Genomic DNA, 20,094 nt, shown 5'->3' with positions numbered 1-20,094 from the left:
GCAGGGATCATGACGATCGACTACGCGAAGCGGGCGACCAAGACGCCTGAGACCGAGACCGACGCGGCGCGGCAGGTCGTGACGGAGATGCTCGCCGCCATCGAGGCGCGGGGCGAGGAGGCGGTCCGGGACTACGCCCGCTCCCTCGACCGCTGGACCGGCGAGATCGTCGTGACCCCCGAGGAGATCGCCCGGCGCACGAAGGACATTCCCGAGCGCGTCAAAGAGGACATCGCCTTCGCGGCGGGGCAGGTGCGGCGCTTCGCCGAGGCCCAGCGCGACAGCGTTCAGGACTTCTCGGTCGAGCTGGTTCCGGGCCTCGTCACCGGCCAGAAGCTCGTCCCCTGCAACGTCGCGGGGTGCTACGTGCCCACCGGGCGCTACGCCCACATCGCCTCGGCCTACATGTCGGTGGCCACCGCCAAGGCGGCGGGCGTGCCGACGGTCGTGGCCTGCTCGACGCCCTTCCGCGGCGAGGGCATCCACCCCTACGTGCTCTACGCGATGCAGGTGGCCGGCGCCGACGTGATCATGACGCTGGGTGGCGTCCAGGCGATCGCCGCGATGGCCTTCGGGCTGTTCACCGGCAAGCCCGCCGACATCATCGTCGGGCCCGGCAACAAGTTCGTAGCCGAAGCCAAGCGGATGCTGTTCGGCCGCGTCGGGATCGACGTCTTCGCGGGTCCCTCCGAGGTCGGGATCATCGCCGACGAGACCGCCGACCCGGCCCTCGTGGCCTCGGACCTCGTCGGCCAGGCCGAGCACGGGCACGAGAGCCCGGCCTGGCTGTTCACCACCTCGCGTGCCCTCGCGGACGACGTGATCGCGCGGATGCCGGCGCTGATCGACGCCCTGCCGCCCACGGCACGGGACGCCGCCGCCGCCGCGTGGCGCGACTACGGCGAGGTGGTGGTGTGCGGGAGCCGGGAGGAAATCGTCGCCGTCTCCGACCGCTACGCGAGCGAGCATCTGGAGGTCCACGCCGCCGACCTCGACTGGTGGCTCGCGCAGCTCAGCAATTACGGTTCGCTGTTCCTCGGCGAGGAGACTACGGTCGCCTTCGGCGACAAGACCTCCGGCCCGAACCACATCCTCCCGACCAAGTACGCCGCCCGGTATTCCGCCGGGCTGTCCGTGCACAAGTTCCTGCGGCCGCTGACGTGGCAGCGCATGGACCGGGAGGCCTGCAAGACCATTGCCCAGGCCACGGCCCGGATCTCGCGCCTGGAGGGTATGGAGGCCCATGCCCGCACGGCCGACCACCGGCTGGCAAAGTACTTCCCCGGCCACGGCCTGGATCTCGGCGAGGCGGTGACCGCATGACCTTCCGCCTGACACGCCTGTTCGACCTGACCGGGCGGACGGCCCTGGTGACGGGGGGCAATTCCGGGCTCGGGCTGGCGCTGGCCCGCGCGCTGGGCCTCGCCGGGGCCGGGCTGATCCTGACCGCCCGCCGCGAGGCCGACCTCGCGGCGGCGGCCGAGGACCTGCGAGCGGAGGCGATCGCCAGCGAGGTTCTGCCCGCCGATCTCGCGGAGGCCGCCGCCATCGCCGACCTCGTCGCGCGGCTCGACGGCCGGCCGGTCGACATCCTCGTGAACGCCGCGGGGATGAACCTGCGCCAACCCTTCGCGGCCGTGACGGCCGAGGCCTTCGACCGGCACATGGCCCTGCACGTGCGCGCGCCCTTCCTCCTGACCCAGGCCCTCGCGCCGGGGATGGCTGACCGCGGATACGGGCGGATCATCAACGTCGCCTCCCTGCAATCCTACCGGGCCTTCCCGGACTCCGCGCCCTACGGCGCCGCCAAGGGCGCGGTGGTGCAGCTCACGCGCGCCGTCGCGGAAGCGTGGTCGACCCGCGGCGTCACCTGCAACGCGATCGCGCCCGGCTTCTTCCCGACGCCGCTGACGCAGGCGGTGTTCGCCGATGCCGAGCGCGCCGCCCGCAACGCCGCCCAGACGGCCTGCGGCCGCAACGGCGAACTCACCGACCTCTACGGCGCGGCGGTGTTCCTCGCCTCCGAGGCCTCCGCCTACGTCACCGGGCAGACGCTGCCGGTCGACGGGGGATTCACCGCCAAATGAACGCCTGCCTGTCCGAGGCCCCGCGATGAGAGCGCTGATCTACACCGGGCCGAACGCGCTGATTGTCGACGACGTGCCGGTTCCCGTGCCGGGACCCGGCGAGGTGCTGGTGCGGGTCGAGGCGGTCGGCATCTGCGGTTCGGACATGCACGCCTTTCACGGTCACGATGCCCGGCGCCCCGCCCCGCTGATCCTCGGCCACGAGGCCGCCGGACGGGTCGCGGAGGGGCCGCGGGCCGGCACCCGCGTGGCGGTGAATCCGCTGGTCACCTGCGGACGTTGCCCGGCGTGCGAATCCGGGCGCACGCACCTGTGCCCGAGCCGGCAGATCCTCTCGATGCCCCCGCGCCCTGGGGCCTTCGCGGACTACGTCTGCGTGCCCGAGAAGAGCCTCGTACCGATCCCGGACGCGCTGTCGACCACGCACGCGGCCCTCGCCGAGCCGCTGGCCGTCGCCTACCACGCCGTCAACCAGGGGGCGCGGCTTCTCGGGCGCCCTCTCGCGGGCGCGCGGTGCGTGGTACTGGGCGGCGGCGCGATCGGTTTCGGGTCGGGTCTGGTCCTGGCCATGCAGGGGGCGGGCGAGGTCGTGATCATCGAGCCGAATCCCGAGCGGCGCACCGAAGCCGCGCGCGGCCTCCCTACGGCCCGCTGCCGGGCGCCCGACGATCCCGAGGGTCCGGGTCCCGACAGCGCCGACCTGATCCTCGATGCCGTCGGCAGCGACGCGACGCGGGCCAAGGCGAGCCAGCTCGCCCGGCCGGGGGCGGTCATCGTGCACATCGGGCTCCTGCCCGGCGAGCGGGGGCTGGACGTTCGCAAGATCACGCTCCAGGAGATCGTGGTCTCGGGCAGCTACTGCTACACGATGCAGGAGTTCCGCGACGTGGTCGAGGTCCTCGCGGATGGCCGGCTGGGTCCCCTCGACTGGGTCGAGGAGCGCCCGCTCGCCGCGGGCGCGGCTGCCTTCGCCGACATGGATGCGAGCCGCGTCGCTGCGCCGAAGCTCATCCTTCGTCCGGACGCTCCGGCTTGACCATATGTTTCGCACGAACGGAGCGTCGTACCCGAAGTCGGCGCCACCACTGTAGCGTCCATGGACGAACGCGATCCGCGTGCGGTTATAGCCCGTCCCCGACTCGGCCGACTACGTCGCCAAGCGTCCGCCGATGAGCGGGTTCGGCCAGCGCGCGACGTCGCCGGCCGCATAGATCGCGGGATCGGGCTCCATCGTGCTCCCCGGTCCCGGCCACGGCGCGGCAGGCCGCGTCGCAGGTCAGACGGCCCGGGTCGGCCACCAGGCCGGCTGCGGCGAGCCAGCCCGTGTCCCGCGTCGCGCCGAGCGCGATGATGACGAGGTCTGCCGCGATCTCCGCGCCGCCGAGCAGCTGGGCGCGGCGCACCTGTCCCGCATCGCCCGAGAAGGCCTGCACCTTGGTGTCGGGGCGGAAATCCGCGCCGGCCGCCCGCATCCGCCCGGCGAGCGTGGCCCGGTCGCGGTGCCGAGCAGACGGGCGAGCGGCGTCGGATTGGGGTCGACGAGGGTCACCGTCAGGTCGAGATCCCGGCAGCAGGAGGCGGCTTCGCAGCCGATCAGGCCGGCACCGACGATCAGGACGCGGCTCGGCCGACGCGCCAGCGCGGTCCGCAGGGCGCGGGCATCCTCCAGGGTCCGGATCGTCAAGATCCCCGCGAGATCGGCGCCCGCCCCGGGCCATGTCCGAGCCCAGGCGCCGGTGGCGATCAGGAGTGTTTCAAGGCAGCGTCGCGCCGTCGGCGAGGCCCAGCACCCGGCGCTCCCGATCGAGGGCGACGGCCGGCTGGCCGAGCCGCCACTGCGTCCGCAGACGGGCCAGCTGCGGCAGCGCGGTCGCCTCCGGGGGAAGCTCGCCCGCGAGGACGTGCTTGGACAGGGGCGACCGGTCGTAGGGCCGGTGCGGCTCGTCCCCCACCACAGTCAGTGGCCCGTCATAGCCGCCATCCCGCAGCGCCTCCGCCCCGCGCGGTCCGGCGAGGGAGGCGCCCACCACGACGAGGCCCGGCCGCTGTCCGTCCATCACGGTTCGTCCCCCTCGGCGAGTCCGGCGGGCTCGACCGCGATGGCCCGGACGGGGCAGGCCCGCTGCGCCCGCTCGATCTGCGCCCGCTCCGCCTCCGGCGGCGCCGGATCGTAAAACAGGATCTCGTGACCCCGGACCTCGAAATGGTCCGGGGCGGCGTAGCAGCATTGGGCGTAGCCCTGGCAGCGGTTGAGATCGACGACGACGCGCATGCCCGGGCTCCGGGTGTGGGTGCGGGTGATCGGTGAGGTGGAAGCCACGATGGCGCGAATCCCAGGTCGGCTCATGTCCAGGCTCGCAGGCGGCCCGAGTCCAGCGCTTCCCGGGCGCAGCGATAGCCGAGCTCTGCCGTCGTCTCGAAGCTCGACCAAGCCCGAAGGTCGACGCCGGCCAAAGCGGGCTTGAGCAGGACGGCGGCGCGGGTGACGGCCGCCATGGTCTGGGCGTCGCTCGACACCATGGCCGAGCGCAGGAGCAGGTGGGCGATGCCGGGGAGGTGGTCCGAGATGCCGAGGACGCGCCGGAACGCCTGCGCGCCCCGGCCTTGCCGCGGCATGACCTGGAAGGCGGCGTCGCTGCCGACATCCACGGCGAGGACCGGCCCGCGGTCGAGATCGGCCATCACGTCGGCGGGCAGATTGTTCATCATGCCGCCATCCACGAGGATGCCGTCCGCGCTCGCCACCGGGGGCAGCAGGCCGGGAATGGCGATGCTGGCCCGGATCGCCCGGTCGAGCGGGCCCGCCCAATGGACCATTGCGGTGCCGGTGGTGAGGTTCGAGGACACGCAGAAGAACGGGCGCCAGAGATCCTCGACCCGCGCATCCCCGAACCGGGCTGCCAGTCCCGCATCCACCTTGGCTCCGCGCGTCAGGGCGTGGAACGGCAGGGTGTAGTCGTCGAGGGGGTTGCGTCCGACGAACGATGCGACCGTGTGGGTCTCGATCGCGTCGAGGCTCCAGTCCAGAGCGACGCTGGCGGCCAGGATCGAGCCCATGCTGGTGCCGCCGACGAGGTCGATGTCGAGCCCGGCCTCGCCGAGCGCCCGCAGGACGCCGAGATGGGCGAGGCCGCGGGCCCCGCCGCCGCCGAGGACGAGGGCGCGGGCATGGCCGGACGCGATCCGGGCGAGCCGGGCGAAGTCGCCATCGTGGTTCGCACGGACCTGGAGCCGCAGGGAGAAGGGAAGCGCGGCGACGTCCGGATGCAGGGGGCGCGGCAGGCGCGCCTCGGCGGTCTGCGCCACCGCGAGGTCCATGCGGATCCAGGGTGAGCGGATCGCGGCCAAGTAAGCCGCCGCGCCCGGCCGCGGCGGCGCGCCGGGCTCGGCCAGCAGCAGGACGTGGTCGGCGTGGCGCAGGCAGAGCTGGCACCAGGGGCAGTCGATCTGATGGGCGACGAAGACCGTGCGGTCGTGCCCCTGCTCGTAGCGGTGGAACCACGCCTCGTCGGCTCCCGGCGGCCATTCGGACAGGCAGCCGGTCCGCCCCGGCAGCGCGGCATCGAGCGCCCGCGCCAGCCGCTCGCCGAAGGCCGTCGCCGTGCGGCCCTCGGTCACCGCCAGGACGGCGAAGCTCCGCGGCGCGTGGCGCAGGGTCACGCCCGTATGGGCGATGCGCAGCCGGGCGGCCAGGATCCGGGCGAAGTAGAGCAGCGTCCCGGGATGGGCGGCGATCAGGTCCGCGAACGCGTCTCGGGAGAGCCGCAGGAGGTGCGTGTCGCGCAGGGCCGTCGCGGTGATCGAGCGGGGCTCGCCGGTGAGCAGGGCGAGCTCGCCCACGGTGTCGGGCGGGGCGAGGCGGATGAGGCGGCGCACGCCGCCGTCGCGCGGGTCGCGGGTCGAGAGGCCGATCGCGCCGCTGACCAGCGTGTAGAGCGCGTCGGCCTCGTCCCCCTCCTCGAACAGCGTCTGTCCCCCGGCGACGGCGACCGAGGTCATCCGCACCCGGACCGCGTCGGCGGCCTCGCCGTCGAGGTCGGCCAGGAACGGGATCTCCGGGCGCCCCGGGGTCAGGGCGGCCGGGACAGGCTCAAGACCGCAGATGTCGAGGCGTTCGGTGCTCATCGGCCGGCGCGCCGCAGCAGGTGATCCGCGAGGATCCCGAGCGCCGCACCGCTGCCGACGCGGCCGAGGCGCAGGCGGTCCGTGGGGATCGACGCCAGCCCAGAGTACCACAGGACGGAGGGCAGCACGAGGACGCCGTCCTCGGACGCCAGGGTCCGCGCGAAGGCGGTCGCCCCCTCCCGCCCGCGGGAGCGGGGACAGGCGAAGGCGAGGTTCCTCGGCTCGTCCGGATTGAACAGGTCCGGATGGCGGTCGAGGAGCGCCCGCAGGCGGTGAAGGTTGCGTTGCCCGATCCCGCGTGCGCGGCGGGTCAGGTGCGGCTCGGCCTGCAGCGCGACCTGCGCCAAGATCTCGCTCGGCCGCGCGAGGCAGCTCGACAGCAGATTCTTGGCCGCGAGGATGCGGTCGAGCAGCCCGCGGTCGCGACAGGCGGTCCAGCCGACGCGCAGGCCCGGAAGTCCGAACCCCTTCGACAGCCCGTTGATGGAGATCCCGCGCTCGTACAGGTCGACGACGGGCGGGACGGCGCGCTCCGGGTCGCGGTCCGTCTGGCGGTAGACCTCGTCGTTGACGAGCCACAGCCCGTGTCGGCGGCAGAGGTCGATCAGGCCGTCCAGGGTCGCTCGATCCAGCGCCGCACCGGTCGGGCTGTTGGGGAAGTTCATCAGCACCAGCCGCGTGTTGGGCCGGATGGCCGCCGCGAGGCGGTCGAGACCGAGGGGCCAGTTCCGATCCGGGCGGAGCGCGACGCCATCGGCCGCGCACAGGCGGGTCACGACGAGTTCCGAGGGCTGGTAGATCGGCACCACCACCACCGCGTGGTCGGCCGGACCGAGCAGCGCGCTCAGCACGCAGGTCACCGCTTCCTGCGCGCCGGCACTGATCAGCACGTCGTCCGCCTCGAGCCGGCGGTAGCGGGCGGCGACGGTGGCGCGCAGCCAGGCGGCGCCGCGCGGGTCGGCGTAGCCGAGATCGGCTCTCCGCCAGCGCCGACGATCCTCCGGGCCGGCGAGGCGCAGCAACGCGGCGAGCGTCAGCGGTTCCGAATCCGAGGCGGCGAGGGCGTGGTGCGCGCTGCCCGACCAGCGGTCGAGATACGCTGCCAACGCGAACGCGCGCGCCGGGGCGATCCCGTGATCCTGCCGCGTGTCGGGGCCGGGCTTTTCCATCCGGGGGGCGGCCCACAGGCCCGGTCCGGCGTCGTCCTCGAGCGCCATCGCCGACCTCACGCGCCCCGCGCCGGCCCTGCGGCGACGCGCAGGTAGGTCGCGCCGATCCGGGTGGCGGCCCGCAGCGTCCCACCGAGCACGCCCGCGACCTTCGAGGATCCGCCCAGACGGCGGCGATAGGGCATCGGCACCTCGCGGATGCGCAGGCCCGCGCGCGCGGCCTGCAGCTGCATCTCGAGGTTCCAGCCGCAGGTCAGCTCGCGCAGGTCGAGGGCCCGCAGCGCGGCGCGGTCGATGGCGCGGAAGGCGCACATGTCGGTGTAGCGGACGCCGTAGCGCAGGCCGATGCCGAGGCCGGTGAGGCGGCCGGCGAGCACTTGGTGCCAGAGCATCGATCCGGGCTCGCGGCGCCCCAGGGTGCGCGAGGCGAGGACGAGGTCTTGGCTGCCGGCGAGCACCGGCCCGGCGATCCGCCCGATCAGGTCGCCGCGGTCCGCGCCGTCGCCGTCGAGGTAGACGATGGCGCGCGAGGCCGGATCGGCCGCGGCCGCCCCGAGGGCGCAGGCCCGGCCATAGCCGCGCCCGGCTTCGATCACCCGGGCGCCCGCGGCCCGGGCGCTGGCCTGCGTCCCGTCGGTCGAGCCGCTGTCGGCGACGATGATGTCGGCCGCGTAGGGCGGCGGGATCTCGCGGATCACCGCGCCGATCGCCTCGGCCTCGTTCCGGGTCGGGATGACGATGCTGACCGGGTGCATCGCTCAGAGACTCCAGCGCAGGCCGCAGTTCCGGCACGGGGCGGGCGGCGCGTCGGAGAGGAGCGACGTCCGGAAGTCGCGATAGGCCGCGCCGTTCCAGATCTCGCGGAGCGTGGCCTGCGTGGCGTCGCCCAGCGTGTAGTTGGAATAGCGGCGCACCGAGAACGGCGCGATGCAGCAGGGCAGCGCCCGACCGTGGGCGGTGACGTACATCAGGGACCAGGGTCGCCGACAGGTGGCCCAGGCGCGGTCCTCCTGACGCTTGAGGCTGATTCCGGGCTCGGTCGCGCCCGAGGCGTCGAGCGTCACCCCCAAGGGAGCGGCCCAGGGCCTCGGCGTCCTGGCGCTGCTCGGGTCCCGGGTGTCGGTCTCCCTCAAGATCTTCCTCACGGCGCTCGCCATCATCGACGATCTCGGCGCTGTGCTGCTCATCGCCCTGTTCTATACCGCCGATCTGTCGCTTCCGATGCTGGGCGGGGCCGCGGCGACGCTCGCCGTGCTCTACGGGCTCAACAAGGCCGGGGTGGCGCGCCTGTGGCCCTACCTTCTCCTCGGCGTCGTCCTCTGGGTATTCGTGCTCACCTCGGGCATCCACGCGACCATCGCCGGCGTCCTGTTGGCGCTGACGATCCCCCTGCGCCTCAGCGTCGGTACGCCGGACGACCCGACCTCGCCGCAGCACATCCTCGAGCACGCCGTCCATCCCTGGTCGGCCTACCTCATCCTGCCGGTCTTCGGCTTCGCCAACGCGGGCGTGTCGCTCGCGGGGATCACACCGCGGATGCTCCTCGACCCGGTGACGCTCGGCGTGGCGCTGGGTCTGTTCGTGGGCAAGCAGGTCGGCGTGTTCGGCCTCGTCATCGCCGCCGTGAAGCTCGGGCTGGCGCAGCGCCCGGCCCATGCCGGATGGCGGCAGGTCTACGGCGTCTCGCTCCTGTGCGGCGTCGGTTTCACCATGAGCCTGTTCATCGGCCTGCTCGCCTTCGCGAACGCGCCCGAGCTTGAGGCCGAGACCAAGGTCGGCGTGCTGCTCGGCTCGCTGGCCTGCATGGCCGCCGGGGCGCTGGTGCTGCGGTTCGCCCCGGGCCGCCCGTCCCAGCGCTGAGCCGGGACCGGCCACGCCTGAAGGGGGCGCGGCCACATCATCCGACCTCACAGAACCTAGTGAAGCATCCTGCCTCGTCAGTTCCCACGGCGTCGACCCGGCGCCATCGAAGGCCGTCTGTCCGATCTCGTCCTCGCCCTCACCTGGGTGCTCCTCCTCGGAATGGGGATACTGATGCTGCTGTCGTGGCTATCGGGTGATGCCGAGGGCGCGGTGGCCGGGTACGGCATCACGCGGGATTCTTGAGATCCAACCCCTTTCGGCCCCACGACCATGACGACGTTCACCGCGACGCTGCGCGAGCTCTACGAGGAAGACACCGGACGCGCGCACCGCTTCCGCTACGCCCTGCTCGTGTTCGATGTGGCGACCATCGCCTTTGTGGTCGTCACCTCGTTCCTGCCGCTGAGCCCCTGGATCGTCGCCTGCGACGTAGCGGTTGGCCTCTGCGTGCTCCTCGACTTCGCCGCCCGCTTGCTCATCAGCCGCGCACCGCTGCGCGAGTTCCGGCACCTGAGCACCTGGACGGACCTCGTGGCGGTGGCCTCGTTCCTCGCCCCGTTGCTGGTCGAGGGCGTCGGCTTCCTGCGCATCCTGCGGACGCTGCGCATGCTGCGCACCTACCACCTGTTGGAGCGGCTGCGGCAGGACAGCGGGCTGTTCCGCCGCAACGAGGACGCGATCCTGGCCGCGACCAACCTCGTGGTGTTCGTCTTCACGATGACCGGCATCGTCTACGCCACTCAGCACGGCTCCAACCCGGCCAGCCAGACACCGGTCGACGCCCTGTACTTCACCGTCACGTCGCTCACGACAAAGGGCTACGGCGACATCACTTTGCCCGGGCCGACCGGCCGGCTGCTGTCGGTCTTCGTGATGATCTGCGGCGTCACGCTGTTCTTCCGCCTCGCGCAGGTGGTGTTCCGCCCTTACAAGGTCCGCTTCCCCTGCACCGCCTGCGGTCTGCAGCGCCACGAGCCGGACGCCGTGCACTGCAAGGCCTGCGGCACCATCCTGAACATCCCTGATGAGGGCGCGTATTAGCCACCATCCGGGGCAGCGCCGCGGAGCCGGCTGTAGCGATCCTCCAGGTCGGCGAGGTCGGAGGGGTCCGCCACGTCGCGGCGGGCGGCGGCGATGACGAGACCGGCATGCCGGGAGAGGTCCGCCACCCGATCCGGCCGCCTCTCGACCTCGGCAACGCGGGCGAGCACGTCGAGCATCCGGCCGAGCACGTGGACCGAGCCGGCCGCGTTCTGCCGGATCATGTGGAACATGGCATCGCACAGCCCGTCGTAGTCGGTCACCGGATGGACCAGCACCGGGCGTCCGTCGCGCAACACCACGCCGGTCGGCAGGTGCCTCGGCGTGATCCGGCACAGCGCGTCGCCGAGGTGGTCGACGACGCTCCCGGCGGTGAACGGGTCGTTGATGCCGGGCGAGAGCGCCCGGACCGCGATCTCGACTAACTGCCGGACAGAGTATTCCGGGTCCTGGAGCGCGGCCGGGCGGCGGCCGAGCGTCACCGCGTCGAGGACGGCGGCTTCGCCCCCCTCGACCGGCGCGGACAGGAATGCGACGGGAAAGCCGCTCGGCACATAGTCGCCGGGCCGTACCCGCAGGGTGACTGTGATCCCGCGCTCCTGGGCCCAGTCCGCTAAGGCGTCCTCGTCGAGGGCCTGGACGTAGCCGCCGCCGGTCGCGGCCACGGCCCTTCCCGTTGGCGCGTCTCCGGGGCGGGCAGCCCCCGGTTCGTCACGGGTATGGGTCGCGATGGCTCGGCAGAGGTCCTGCTGGACGGCGTCGACTACGGTCTCGATGTTGATGCTCGTGGCGATGTGGTGGACGAACCAGACCAGCGTGCCGACCGCGACCAGCGCCAGGACGAGTGCGCCAGTAATGGCGAGGTGCGGGACGAACGGGTCCTCCTCCACCGTCCGCACCGTGCGCAGGACCATCAGCGCGTAGGCGAAGGTCCCGAGGAAGATGCCGAGCACCGTCTGGTTGCGGGCGTCGCGGATGAAGTTGCGCAGGAGTCGTGGACCCATCTGGCCGGAGGCCAGGGTGAGCGCCGCGATGGTGATCGAGAAGGTCGTGCCCGCGACCCCGATGTTCGAGGAGGCGATGGCGCTGAGCAGCGCCCGCGCACCCTCGGCCCCGCCGGAGTAACCCCAGTTCGTGTCCGGCGAGGAGGCGTCGAAGCCGGCGACGTGGGCCGTCTCCAGCCACACACCGAACTGGGCCAGCAGGATGCAGCCGAGGACGACGAGGGCCGGGCGAAGCCAGAACAGGTCGCCGAGGATTTCCAGCCAGGCTTTGACGCGCGCGTTCATCGTTGCGGACCGACACCTTTCGCGCCCGGCAACGACCGGCACGATGGGGCGTTCCGGTTGACCGCTGGCGGGAAGGACACCCTTTGATCTCGATCTTCGATCTCGCTGCGATGCTGCTGACGCTGTCGGCTCTGTTCGGCTGGCTGAACCGCCGGTTCCTGCGCATGCCGCACAGCATCGGCCTGCTCGTGATGGGGCTTCTCGCCTCGCTCGCCCTTGTGCTCGTCGACGTCGCCTTCCCGGCGCAGCACCTCTACGAGGACCTCACCCGCGTCCTAGACCAGGTCGACTTCACCGGCGTCGTCATGAACGGCATGCTGGCCTTCCTGCTATTCGCCGGCGCCCTGAACCTCGACCTCCGGGCGCTCCGGGAACGGGCTATGGCGGTGGCGACCCTCGCATTGCTCGGGACCGTCATCTCGACCGCCTTGGTCGGCGGGGCATTCTGGGCAGCGGGGCAGGCGCTCGGCAGCCCGGTGCCGGTTTCTTGGGCCCTGGTGTTCGGCGCGTTGATCAGCCCGACCGACCCCGTCGCGGTGCTGGCCACCTTGAAGAACGTGGAGGTGCCGGAAGCCCTCGAAGTCGAGATGCAGGGTGAGGCGCTTTTCAACGACGGCATCGGCATCGTGCTGTTCACGGTGCTCGTCGCCTTCGCGGCCGGCAAGGGTGGCGAGGCGACGAGCGTGGGCGGGGTGGCCACGCTGCTCCTCCACGAGGCTGGGGGCGGCGTACTGCTGGGTGTCGTCACCGGCTACATCGCCTACCGCGCGATGAAGGCCATCGACGACTTCCCCGTGGAGGTGCTGATCACGCTGGCCCTCGTTACTGGGACCTATGCCATCGCTCAGAAGCTCGGGGCGAGCGGCCCGCTCGCGGTTGTGGCCGCCGGGCTGCTGATCGGCGAGCGCGCGCCGCGCTACGCGATGAGCGACACCACCCAGAAGTACGTCTCGGCCCTATGGACGCTCGTCGACGAGGTACTGAACTCGGTCCTGTTCCTCCTTATCGGCCTGGAGGTGCTCGTCCTGCGTTTCCAGGTCTCAGGGCTGGTCCTTGCAGCCTGCGCAGTGCCTATCGTGCTCGTCGCCCGCCTTGTGGCGGTCACGACGCCCGTCCTCTTGTTCCGCTGGGGCGGCAACCTCTCACTTGGCAACGTGCCGTTCCTGACCTGGGCGGGCGTGCGCGGCGGCATCTCGGTGGCGCTGGCACTTTCGATCCCGGAGAGTGAGGCCAAGCCCGCGATCCTAGCGGCGACCTACGCCGTGGTCCTGTTCACCATCATCGTGCAGGGATCGACCCTTGGCCTAGTGGCACGGCAGACCCTTCGAGCGAGCTGACTGTCACCGAATTTCCTTCAGCCGATGTGAACGGACAGACGGGACCACGAGAAATCTGTCGAGAAGCGTGAGCGGCTGCCGACAACGTCCGCTCAGATCAATTGCCTGCCGAAAGCAGAACGGCAGAAACCCACCCTGAACGGCCATTCTGCAAGCGCCCCATGTCAGACGGTGGGCGAACGCGACACGATACCCGGAAGCGGACCTGCTGACATCACGATGCTTCGATTGGCGTAGCTTAGCCGTTGCATCCCGTTCACCGGCGCGCTACCGTTTCGATGTCGGAAAAGGCAGACTTGGTTTGGTAAGCCCAAGTCCTTTCGGTAACGAAAGCTCTGGTCTTTGGCCCCGTGCCGCGGATCCCCACGACGAACGAACGACGCCCTCGCGCGTCCGGCCGTTCGTCCGCGTGGGTCTCGAGTTCGGGAAACGCTCCGGTCGAACATCGACTTGGAAGCCCGACCATGCCCACTTCACCGACGCATTATGACACGATCATCGCCGGATCTGGTCCCGTGGGCCTGTTCCTCGCCTGCGAGCTGTCGCTTGCCGGCTGCTCCGTGCTGGTCCTCGAACAGGCGTGTGATCCGTCCTCACCATTGAAACACGCCCCGTTCGGACTGCGCGGCCTCTCAGTTCCGACCATCGAAAGCCTCGATCGCCGGGGCCTGTTGAACGCGATCGAAGCTCACGCGGCCAGCCGTGCCACGTCAGGGACGGCGCATTGGATGAAGCAACCCCGCCGTCCGGGCGGCCACTTCGCCGGCATCCAGTTCTTCCATGATCGGATCGACACCGCGCGCTGGACCCATCGCCTACCCGATGCCGTCAGCAACTTGGCTGCGGAGATGGCTGGCATCGAAGCTGTCCTGAGCGCGCGAGCGGAGGCGTCAGGCGTCACGGTCCTGCGGGGCAGGGGTGTTGAAGGCTCTACCCAGACGGCTGAGTTCGTCGTCGTCCAGGCAGGCGGCCAATCATTTCGAGGACGCTGGCTCGTCGGCTGCGACGGGGCCCGCAGCACAGTGCGCAAGGCGGCCGGCGTCGGCTTTACCGGCACCGAGCCCGAGTTCACCGGCTACTCCGTCCAGGCCGAGCTGGCCGGCGCGGACGCGCTCATGCCGGGACGCCAGTACACCGCGCAGGGCATGTACCTGTTCACCCCGCCCGGCACGATCGCGATGGCCGATTTCGACGGCGGCGCATTCCATCGCTCCGCCCCGATCACGCGCGAACACGTCGAGGCTGTCCTGCGCAGGATCTCAGGCACCGATGTTACGGTGACCAAGCTCGAGCTTGTCACCACCTGGACCGACCGGGCCTACCAAGCGAGCGCGTATCGCAACGGCCGGGTGCTGCTGGCCGGTGACGCGGCGCACGTCCATTCCCCGCTGGGCGGACAGGGCCTCAATCTCGGGCTCGGCGACGCGATGAACCTGGGCTGGAAGCTCGCCGCCACGATCCACGGCGATGCGCCGATGGACCTCCTCGACAGCTACGAGCGCGAGCGGCATCCGGTCGGCGCCCGTATCCTTGACTGGTCGCGGGCCCAGGTCGCGCTGATGAGGCCGAGCCGAAGCTCGCGCGCGCTTGAAGCCATCATCCGCGACCTGATCGAGACGCCGGATGGCGCGACCTACTTCGCCGAGCGGGTGTGGGGTGTCTCGCTTCGCTACGACCTCGGCGGCAGCCATCCGTTGGTAGGACACAGCGTTCCCGATTTCGTGCTGAACGATGGACGGAGGGTCGGCAGCCTTTTGCGCGACGGCAAAGGCTTGCTCTTGGAATTCGATCCAGGCGCCACGCATCAGACCTTTGCGTGCCGCAAGTCCAAGAAGATCAGCTATGTCGCAACGAACGCGCAGGATGGACTGGGCTTGCAGGCCATCCTCGTACGGCCAGACGGGATCGTGGCTTGGGCAAGCGAGACAGCTGTTGATGAAGCGACCGTCAGCCGCGCTATGACGCCCTGGTTCGGCGACTGACCGAGCCACGTGACCTGCCTCGGTGATGTCCGCTCCGAGGCGGTCTCCGCTCCAAGCGGTCAGGCTAGAAACCACCCGAGCCGCCCTTCGGCTGTCGACCCAACTCGGCGTTCGGAGAGCGGTCGGTGCCTCCTGAAGCGACCACTCATCGATCGTCCAGCAACCTCGGATTGAAGGCGCGGTTGGCATCCCGCTAAGGGATCCCATTCGCCCCGTAAATTCGGTAGCCGGATCGAGCGAGAAGGCGATCATGATAGGCCGCGACGGCGGGATAGCTCGGGCGCTCCATTGGCGTCATGCGCCACCGGTTTACGGACAAGCCGAGAACGACATCAGCCAACGTGAAGGTTCCTCCGGTCACATAAGCTCGGGTTGAGGAGAGATGGTGGTCAAGGATCCCCATACTCGCGTTCCACGCCTCGACCCCCGCCGCGATCCGGTCTGGATCGGCGTGTGCCGGATCACGACGAACGAGGCCGAGGAAAGCCGCTCGCCAAGACGCGTTCAAATCGGTCGCTTGCCAGTCCATCCACTGCTCGACCAGAGCGCGTCCACGCGGTTCGGCGGGGAGCAGATCCGTCCGAGCGGCGCTCGCCGCGAGGTAGCGGCAGATCGTATTCGACTCCCACAAGGCCCCTGCCGCGTCTTCAATCACGGGCACGAGGCCGTTGGGGTTGCGAGCCAGAAATTCCGGAGTATCCGTTGCTTGGAAGCCGCTGCCGTAGTCCTGGCGGTCGTAATCCAATCCGATCTCGGCACAGGTCCAAAGCACCTTGCGGACATTGATCGAACTGGCCTTGCCGAGAATGCGGATCATGGAAGAGGGTTAGCCAGCGCTGGAACGATGAAGAGACGACCATAAAGGACGTGGTCGCATCTTCCGCCTGCGGAGTTAACCGCCCTTGTCTCAGGTGCGCAAAGCGGATGCAGCGAGCGACCTCGAGAGGGTCTCGAGCGGTGTCCATTGCTACGTCCGCTTCGATGCTTCCACAATCCGGACGCGGACCGGCGGCGATCCACCCTGAGCGGCGTTCTCCCTTCCGACCCATGTGGGACGCGCGGACCTCAGGCGGCGCGTCCTGAAAGCAGCCAATCGCCGGCCGTCGAGCGACTTCGGTTCGGATAGTGGCCCTTGGGTATAGGTCTAACTTGCCGGTTGGTTGAGCAGCACCCAAAGGCGCGCGATCCTACCATTCACGACCTCGGCCACGTCCGCTCCCGTGACGACGATCGCACCGCCGTCCGGGCCCGCCTGCCATTGCAGCGAACCCAGCCCGTGGTGCCCCACGGCGGTGCCGACGGGCGTGAAGCGGAAGGTCGGCCCAAACTGCTCCAGCAGCTTGCCGGCGACGCTAGCGATGGCGGCCCGCCCCCGCACGACGTCTGTCGGCTCGTACATGACCGGCTCGTCCACAAAAAGCTCGTCTAAAGCCGCGACGCGTTTGCCGGCGTCGCGCTCGTTGAAGACGCGCTCAAGATTGGCGCGCAGCAATCGGTCGTAATCCGGCTCAACTGCCGGCCGGATAGCGTCAGTTGTTTCGGACATTGATCAATCTCCCTCCGCAAGTCCGAACCCGGATCCGTTCGGTTCGTTCGTCAGACGAGGCGGGAACCACCATCGACGTGCAGCGTCTCGCCGTTCATGAAGCCGTTGGTCATGAGGAAGACGACCGCCGCGCCGGCCTCGTCGGCCGTACCCAGGCGCCGCTGCGGCAGCTTCTCGATCAGCGCGGCGACGTAGGCGTCACGGTGTGCGCCCAGCGTGCGGGCTAGGAGCGGTGTGTCGGTGGTACCGGGCGACAAGGTATTCACCCGCACCGGCGCCAACTCCAGCGCGAGGCCGCGGGCGAACGCCTCCATCGCGGCTGAGGCGGCTGCCAGCACCGCCGTGCCCTGGGCGCTTGGGCGGTCGGCCAGCGCGCCGGAGATGAAGGTGACCGACCCGTCCTTCGCCAAGCGGTTGCCGAGGGCGCGCACGGTGTGGACTGCAGCCCAGATCCGCTCGTCAAAGGCGCGTTTCAGATAACCGACCTCGGCTTCCAGGATCTTGCCGGCCACGAAGGTGCCGGCGAGCAGGACGAGGTGGTCGACCTGCGGGATGTCGGCGAGCGCGGCCGCGATGGTATCGGGCCGGGTCACGTCCGCCGCACGCCAACCGGCAAACGCGTTTTCCGTCGCGATGCGCTCGGCGCCTTCAGCGTTGAAGCCGATCACGATGACCCTGGCACCCGCCGCCTTCGCCTGCTGGGCGGCCGCGAGACCGATGCCGGAGGTCCCACCGAAGATGACGACGGTGCGGTCCTGGAGAGTGCTGGTCATGACGATGATCCTTCTGGGCGCCGCCGCTGTGGGGCCTGTGGGAAGAAGAATGGATCGTGGCTTCGAGCTTGATAATCGGGCTCATCGACGGTTCAATCTTGCCGTCATGGAACAGATCGGTCTCGACCGCCTCACCGGCATCATCGCCTTCGCCCGCTCAAGCTCGCTCGGCAGCTACACGGCCGCCGCACGCTCCCTCGGCATCTCGCCCTCGGCGGTGAGCAAGAGCGTGCAGCGGCTGGAGGAACGGCTGGGCTTGAGCCTGTTCACACGGACGACCCGCTCGCTGACGCTGACGCCAGAGGGGCGCGACCTGCACGAACGGGCGCTGCGCCTCCTGCGCGAGGCGGAGGAGATCGAGCAGGCTGCCCTAGCAGCGCGCTCGGAGCCGGCCGGTACCCTGAGAGTGACGGCACCGTTCCCCATCGGAGTGCATCTGCTTGCCCCAGCCCTGCCGGGCTTCCGCGAGCGCCACCCGAAGCTGTCCGTCGACCTGCGCCTTGGGGACCGCTTCGCCGACCTCATTGAGGAGGGCATCGACGTGGCGATCCGTGTAGGCGAGCTCGCCGACTCCCGCCTGCTCGCCCGGCGTCTCGCGCCGTACCGGCTTTGCGCCTTTGCGTCGCCGGCCTATTTGAAGCGGCGCGGGACGCCGCAGCATCCGGACGACCTGATCCACCATGACTGCGTGAACTTCCGTTTCCAGAGTACGGGCCAAGCCCTGCGCTGGCCGTTCCGGATCGGCGGCCGCACGGTCGAACTCACACCGAACGCCGGCATCGTCACGGACTTCAGCGATGCAGTCGCGGCTATCCTGGTGGCCGGCGGCGGCATTGGCATCTCGCCGACGTATGTCGTCGCGTCCTACGTCGCGCGGGGCGCGTTAGTGCCAGTCCTGCAGAGCTTCGCCACTGAGCGTTCCGTGTTCACGGCACTGTGGCCGGAGAGCCGACGCGGCAATCCAAACGTGAAGGCTTTCCTGGCATTCCTTGGTGGTGTGTTCCCATCCCCGACACCTTGGGACAAGCTGATCGAAGGTGCGACGAGGGCGTGAGCGGTCGCCTCGGAGCAGTCCGCTTCGGTGAAGCCATCGCCCTAAAGCGGAACGGCGGAAAACAACCCCGAGCGGCCCTTCCGGCAACGACCCAACTCAGTCGCAACAGGCATCATCGCCGATGCTCGGAAGCGGACCTTCTCATGTGATGCACTTTGGGATGGGGTGCCTAACGCCTTCAGGCCAAGCCACAATTGGCCCCTGTGGTACCATAAGGCTGCACGCCGATGATTGTCGGAAGGGTTGATCTACCGATCTGAGCGATCAGAATAGAGCGACCAGCGCGACGCCTGCGATCATCAGGACAGCGCCGAGAACCCGCCAGAGGCTGGCCGGGTGGACCGGAAAGCCGACCCATCCGTAGTGATCGAGGACGATGGAGGCGGCAACGCCCACCGTCACGATGATGCCGAGGAACGACGCCGCGCCGATAGCGGGCGAGGCGTAGAGTTGCGCGAGGATCAGCAACACGCTGAAAAACCCACCGAGCCACGCCCACCAGGGTACCGCAGCCAACTGCGGCCCGCTCGGCATCTCCAGCTTGCCGATGGCGAGCCCGCCGAACAGCAGAGCGGTTGTGCTGATGATCAGTGTGATCAGACCCGCGGTGATAGGTAGACCAAGCGACTTGGACAGGGTCGCGTTCTGGCCGGGCTGGATCGCGTTGGCGATGCCGGCGAGGATCGTGAGACCGTAGAGGAACAGCATACTCGGCCAGCACTCTGACGAGTGGCTTAGATCCCCTGTCAGCCTGGATACCTTTGACGCGCCCACCCCGTGGCGAAGCATCTGAGTGATCGTACCCCTTGCCACAGACGTAGCAAGTTCAGCGCTTTGAGCACCGAATGGTCGAGGTAGAGTCGGCATCAATAGCGTACAAATACCTTCAACCAAGCCGACGCCAATCCCGAGCCCCGAGGCTCCAGGCCTGCTCGTCGCAGTAGGCGACAGGGTTGCCATCATGGCTGATCATGCGTGCCAGCATCACCTTGGTGCCGAGCGCCGTGATGCAGATCACCGTAGTCCCGAGACCTGCGTCTCCGATCAGGTGGGTGCCGACGCCCCAGCCGTTCTCCCGGCAGATATCGGCGGCGTGACGGTGGTCGTGCCGGGTCCCGCCGTTCAACTTTCTGCACCTTGAACCGTAGGCTGCGGCAGATGTGCTGAGGACCGTGGCAGCGAGCGGCCGAGCCCCTCCGACACTACCGCCACCGCGGAACCGTAGATGAGATGTGCGATCAAGCCTCGAACGCGGGTGAAGATCGGATAGTGATGATTGGGGGCGCTGAAACCGAGGGTGGGCACGAGGTATTCATCCAGAATGAGTGACATAGCCGTCCCACAGGTCAGTGCGGCGGTGAAGGGCCGTAACCCGGCGTACCGTCGCAACAGGCCGTAGACCGGTCCCCAGCCCATACCGGTGGCGATGTGGATCGCCTTGCCCGATATCTCGTGCCGGCGCGGCGTAGGGTCGAAGTCCATCGCCTCACAGAGCTTTCGTGCGGCGACCAAGGATGACGATGCGCCGGGGCGCACCCGCTTCTCGTGTCGATCAACGCTCTCCGGGGTCGTCCACCGCAACGGACGCTGCGCGAGGTTGGTCACCAGTGTCGCCACCAGCCCGGCCGACAGTCCGACCGTGACATCGACCCATAGTGGGTAGCTGGGCGGCGGCTTCATCACATGAGCCATATCGACAGCCCTAGAGCGGTCACCGACCGGATTGAATCGTGTAGGGTTTCGGCCGCGGCGGTGATGTGATTCGATGGTCGGCTTTCCGAGGAGGAGAGCCGATGGCGTCTGCCCTGTCCGTTGATTTGCGCGAGCG

21 protein-coding genes and 2 pseudogenes are annotated in these 20,094 nt (G+C 69.6%); 8 read left to right on the top strand and 15 right to left on the bottom strand.

Annotation, left to right across the window (positions count from 1 at the left end; translation table 11 throughout):
- The first annotated feature begins 9 nt into the window (after positions 1-9).
- From ACLBYE_RS11410 to ACLBYE_RS11400, 3 genes are read left to right on the top strand one after another with little or no spacing between them, the layout of a single operon-like run.
- Entirely contained in the window at positions 10-1,323 is a 1,314-nt protein-coding gene (locus ACLBYE_RS11410) for a sulfopropanediol 3-dehydrogenase (RefSeq protein WP_243985127.1), read from the top strand.
- Positions 1,320-2,087, top strand: a complete 768-nt coding sequence (locus tag ACLBYE_RS11405) for an SDR family NAD(P)-dependent oxidoreductase (protein ID WP_447694283.1) — start codon at positions 1,320-1,322, stop codon at positions 2,085-2,087. The genes ACLBYE_RS11410 and ACLBYE_RS11405 overlap by 4 nt, the downstream gene beginning before the upstream one ends.
- Positions 2,088-2,112: 25 nt before the next feature.
- Positions 2,113-3,123 (top strand): zinc-dependent alcohol dehydrogenase, encoded by a 1,011-nt coding sequence (locus ACLBYE_RS11400; protein ID WP_447694282.1) that lies wholly within the window; start codon positions 2,113-2,115, stop codon positions 3,121-3,123.
- 85 nt (positions 3,124-3,208) lie between these two features.
- On the opposite strand, the gene ACLBYE_RS11395 is transcribed toward ACLBYE_RS11400, so the two are convergent.
- The 8 genes and pseudogenes from ACLBYE_RS11395 to ACLBYE_RS11360 all read right to left on the bottom strand — a co-directional run bounded on the left by ACLBYE_RS11395 (position 3,209) and on the right by ACLBYE_RS11360 (position 8,349).
- On the bottom strand, positions 3,209-3,559 hold the full coding sequence (locus tag ACLBYE_RS11395; RefSeq protein ID WP_447694281.1) for a hypothetical protein: 351 nt from the start codon (positions 3,557-3,559) through the stop codon (positions 3,209-3,211).
- A gap of 83 nt (positions 3,560-3,642) precedes the next feature.
- A pseudogene (locus ACLBYE_RS11390) lies at positions 3,643-3,831 on the bottom strand (FAD-dependent oxidoreductase); the annotation flags it as partial.
- Positions 3,832-3,841: 10 nt separating this feature from the next.
- A complete protein-coding gene (locus ACLBYE_RS11385; protein ID WP_447694280.1) occupies positions 3,842-4,144 on the bottom strand; it encodes an FAD-dependent oxidoreductase in 303 nt (100 codons plus the stop codon).
- The gene (locus ACLBYE_RS11380) at positions 4,144-4,359 is read right to left on the bottom strand and encodes a ferredoxin (protein WP_447694300.1); all 216 of its coding nucleotides are present in this window, start codon (positions 4,357-4,359) and stop codon (positions 4,144-4,146) included. Before ACLBYE_RS11380 ends, ACLBYE_RS11385 begins: the two co-directional genes overlap by 1 nt.
- Positions 4,360-4,430: 71 nt before the next feature.
- Positions 4,431-6,212, bottom strand: a complete 1,782-nt coding sequence (locus tag ACLBYE_RS11375; protein WP_447694279.1) for a patatin-like phospholipase family protein — start codon at positions 6,210-6,212, stop codon at positions 4,431-4,433.
- Positions 6,209-7,429, bottom strand: coding sequence for a pyridoxal phosphate-dependent aminotransferase (locus ACLBYE_RS11370; RefSeq protein WP_447694278.1), 1,221 nt, complete (start codon positions 7,427-7,429; stop codon positions 6,209-6,211). Before ACLBYE_RS11370 ends, ACLBYE_RS11375 begins: the two co-directional genes overlap by 4 nt.
- Before the next feature lie 8 nt (positions 7,430-7,437).
- Positions 7,438-8,136, bottom strand: coding sequence for a glycosyltransferase family 2 protein (locus ACLBYE_RS11365; protein WP_447694277.1), 699 nt, complete (start codon positions 8,134-8,136; stop codon positions 7,438-7,440).
- Positions 8,137-8,139: 3 nt separating this feature from the next.
- Positions 8,140-8,349 (bottom strand): SPASM domain-containing protein, encoded by a 210-nt coding sequence (locus ACLBYE_RS11360; protein WP_447694276.1) that lies wholly within the window; start codon positions 8,347-8,349, stop codon positions 8,140-8,142.
- A 109-nt stretch (positions 8,350-8,458) separates the two neighbouring features.
- Between ACLBYE_RS11360 and nhaA the strand changes: the two are divergent.
- Positions 8,459-9,241, top strand: a pseudogene (gene nhaA, locus ACLBYE_RS11355) (Na+/H+ antiporter NhaA); the annotation flags it as partial.
- A 273-nt stretch (positions 9,242-9,514) separates the two neighbouring features.
- Positions 9,515-10,285 (top strand): potassium channel family protein, encoded by a 771-nt coding sequence (locus ACLBYE_RS11350; protein ID WP_447694275.1) that lies wholly within the window; start codon positions 9,515-9,517, stop codon positions 10,283-10,285.
- Here ACLBYE_RS11350 and ACLBYE_RS11345 read toward each other — a convergent pair.
- Entirely contained in the window at positions 10,282-11,574 is a 1,293-nt protein-coding gene (locus ACLBYE_RS11345) for a DUF2254 domain-containing protein (protein WP_447694274.1), read from the bottom strand. The two genes, ACLBYE_RS11350 and ACLBYE_RS11345, sit on opposite strands and share 4 nt — an antisense overlap.
- 83 nt (positions 11,575-11,657) lie before the next feature.
- On the opposite strand from ACLBYE_RS11345, the gene ACLBYE_RS11340 reads away from it, so the two are divergent.
- A complete protein-coding gene (locus ACLBYE_RS11340; protein ID WP_447694273.1) occupies positions 11,658-12,911 on the top strand; it encodes a cation:proton antiporter in 1,254 nt (417 codons plus the stop codon).
- Positions 12,912-13,375: 464 nt separating this feature from the next.
- Complete coding sequence (locus tag ACLBYE_RS11335) at positions 13,376-14,893, top strand: FAD-dependent monooxygenase (RefSeq protein WP_447694272.1); 1,518 nt, start codon at positions 13,376-13,378, stop codon at positions 14,891-14,893.
- A gap of 193 nt (positions 14,894-15,086) precedes the next feature.
- Here ACLBYE_RS11335 and ACLBYE_RS11330 read toward each other — a convergent pair whose 3' ends face one another.
- From ACLBYE_RS11330 to ACLBYE_RS11320, 3 genes are all read right to left on the bottom strand, one after another.
- A complete protein-coding gene (locus tag ACLBYE_RS11330; RefSeq protein ID WP_447694271.1) occupies positions 15,087-15,710 on the bottom strand; it encodes a glutathione S-transferase family protein in 624 nt (207 codons plus the stop codon).
- A 327-nt stretch (positions 15,711-16,037) separates the two neighbouring features.
- Complete coding sequence (locus ACLBYE_RS11325) at positions 16,038-16,439, bottom strand: nuclear transport factor 2 family protein (RefSeq protein ID WP_447694270.1); 402 nt, start codon at positions 16,437-16,439, stop codon at positions 16,038-16,040.
- A gap of 50 nt (positions 16,440-16,489) precedes the next feature.
- The gene (locus tag ACLBYE_RS11320) at positions 16,490-17,212 is read right to left on the bottom strand and encodes an SDR family oxidoreductase (protein ID WP_447694269.1); all 723 of its coding nucleotides are present in this window, start codon (positions 17,210-17,212) and stop codon (positions 16,490-16,492) included.
- A gap of 106 nt (positions 17,213-17,318) precedes the next feature.
- On the opposite strand from ACLBYE_RS11320, the gene ACLBYE_RS11315 reads away from it, so the two are divergent.
- Complete coding sequence (locus tag ACLBYE_RS11315; RefSeq protein WP_447694299.1) at positions 17,319-18,266, top strand: LysR substrate-binding domain-containing protein; 948 nt, start codon at positions 17,319-17,321, stop codon at positions 18,264-18,266.
- Between the two features lie 264 nt (positions 18,267-18,530).
- Here the strand turns inward: ACLBYE_RS11315 and ACLBYE_RS11310 are convergent, their stop codons facing one another.
- The 3 genes from ACLBYE_RS11310 to ACLBYE_RS11300 all read right to left on the bottom strand — a co-directional run.
- On the bottom strand, positions 18,531-18,974 hold the full coding sequence (locus ACLBYE_RS11310) for a DMT family transporter (protein ID WP_447694268.1): 444 nt from the start codon (positions 18,972-18,974) through the stop codon (positions 18,531-18,533).
- Between the two features lie 178 nt (positions 18,975-19,152).
- Positions 19,153-19,392, bottom strand: a complete 240-nt coding sequence (locus tag ACLBYE_RS11305; RefSeq protein ID WP_447694267.1) for a DUF7241 domain-containing protein — start codon at positions 19,390-19,392, stop codon at positions 19,153-19,155.
- Positions 19,389-20,094: hypothetical protein (locus ACLBYE_RS11300; protein WP_447694266.1), on the bottom strand; the 706-nt coding region annotated here is incomplete at its 5' end. The genes ACLBYE_RS11300 and ACLBYE_RS11305, both read right to left, overlap by 4 nt.

The sequence above is a fragment of the Methylobacterium sp. A52T genome (assembly GCF_053346095.1).
Note: the sequence above shows the minus strand (reverse complement) of the source record. Positions and strands in the feature narration are given on the sequence as shown.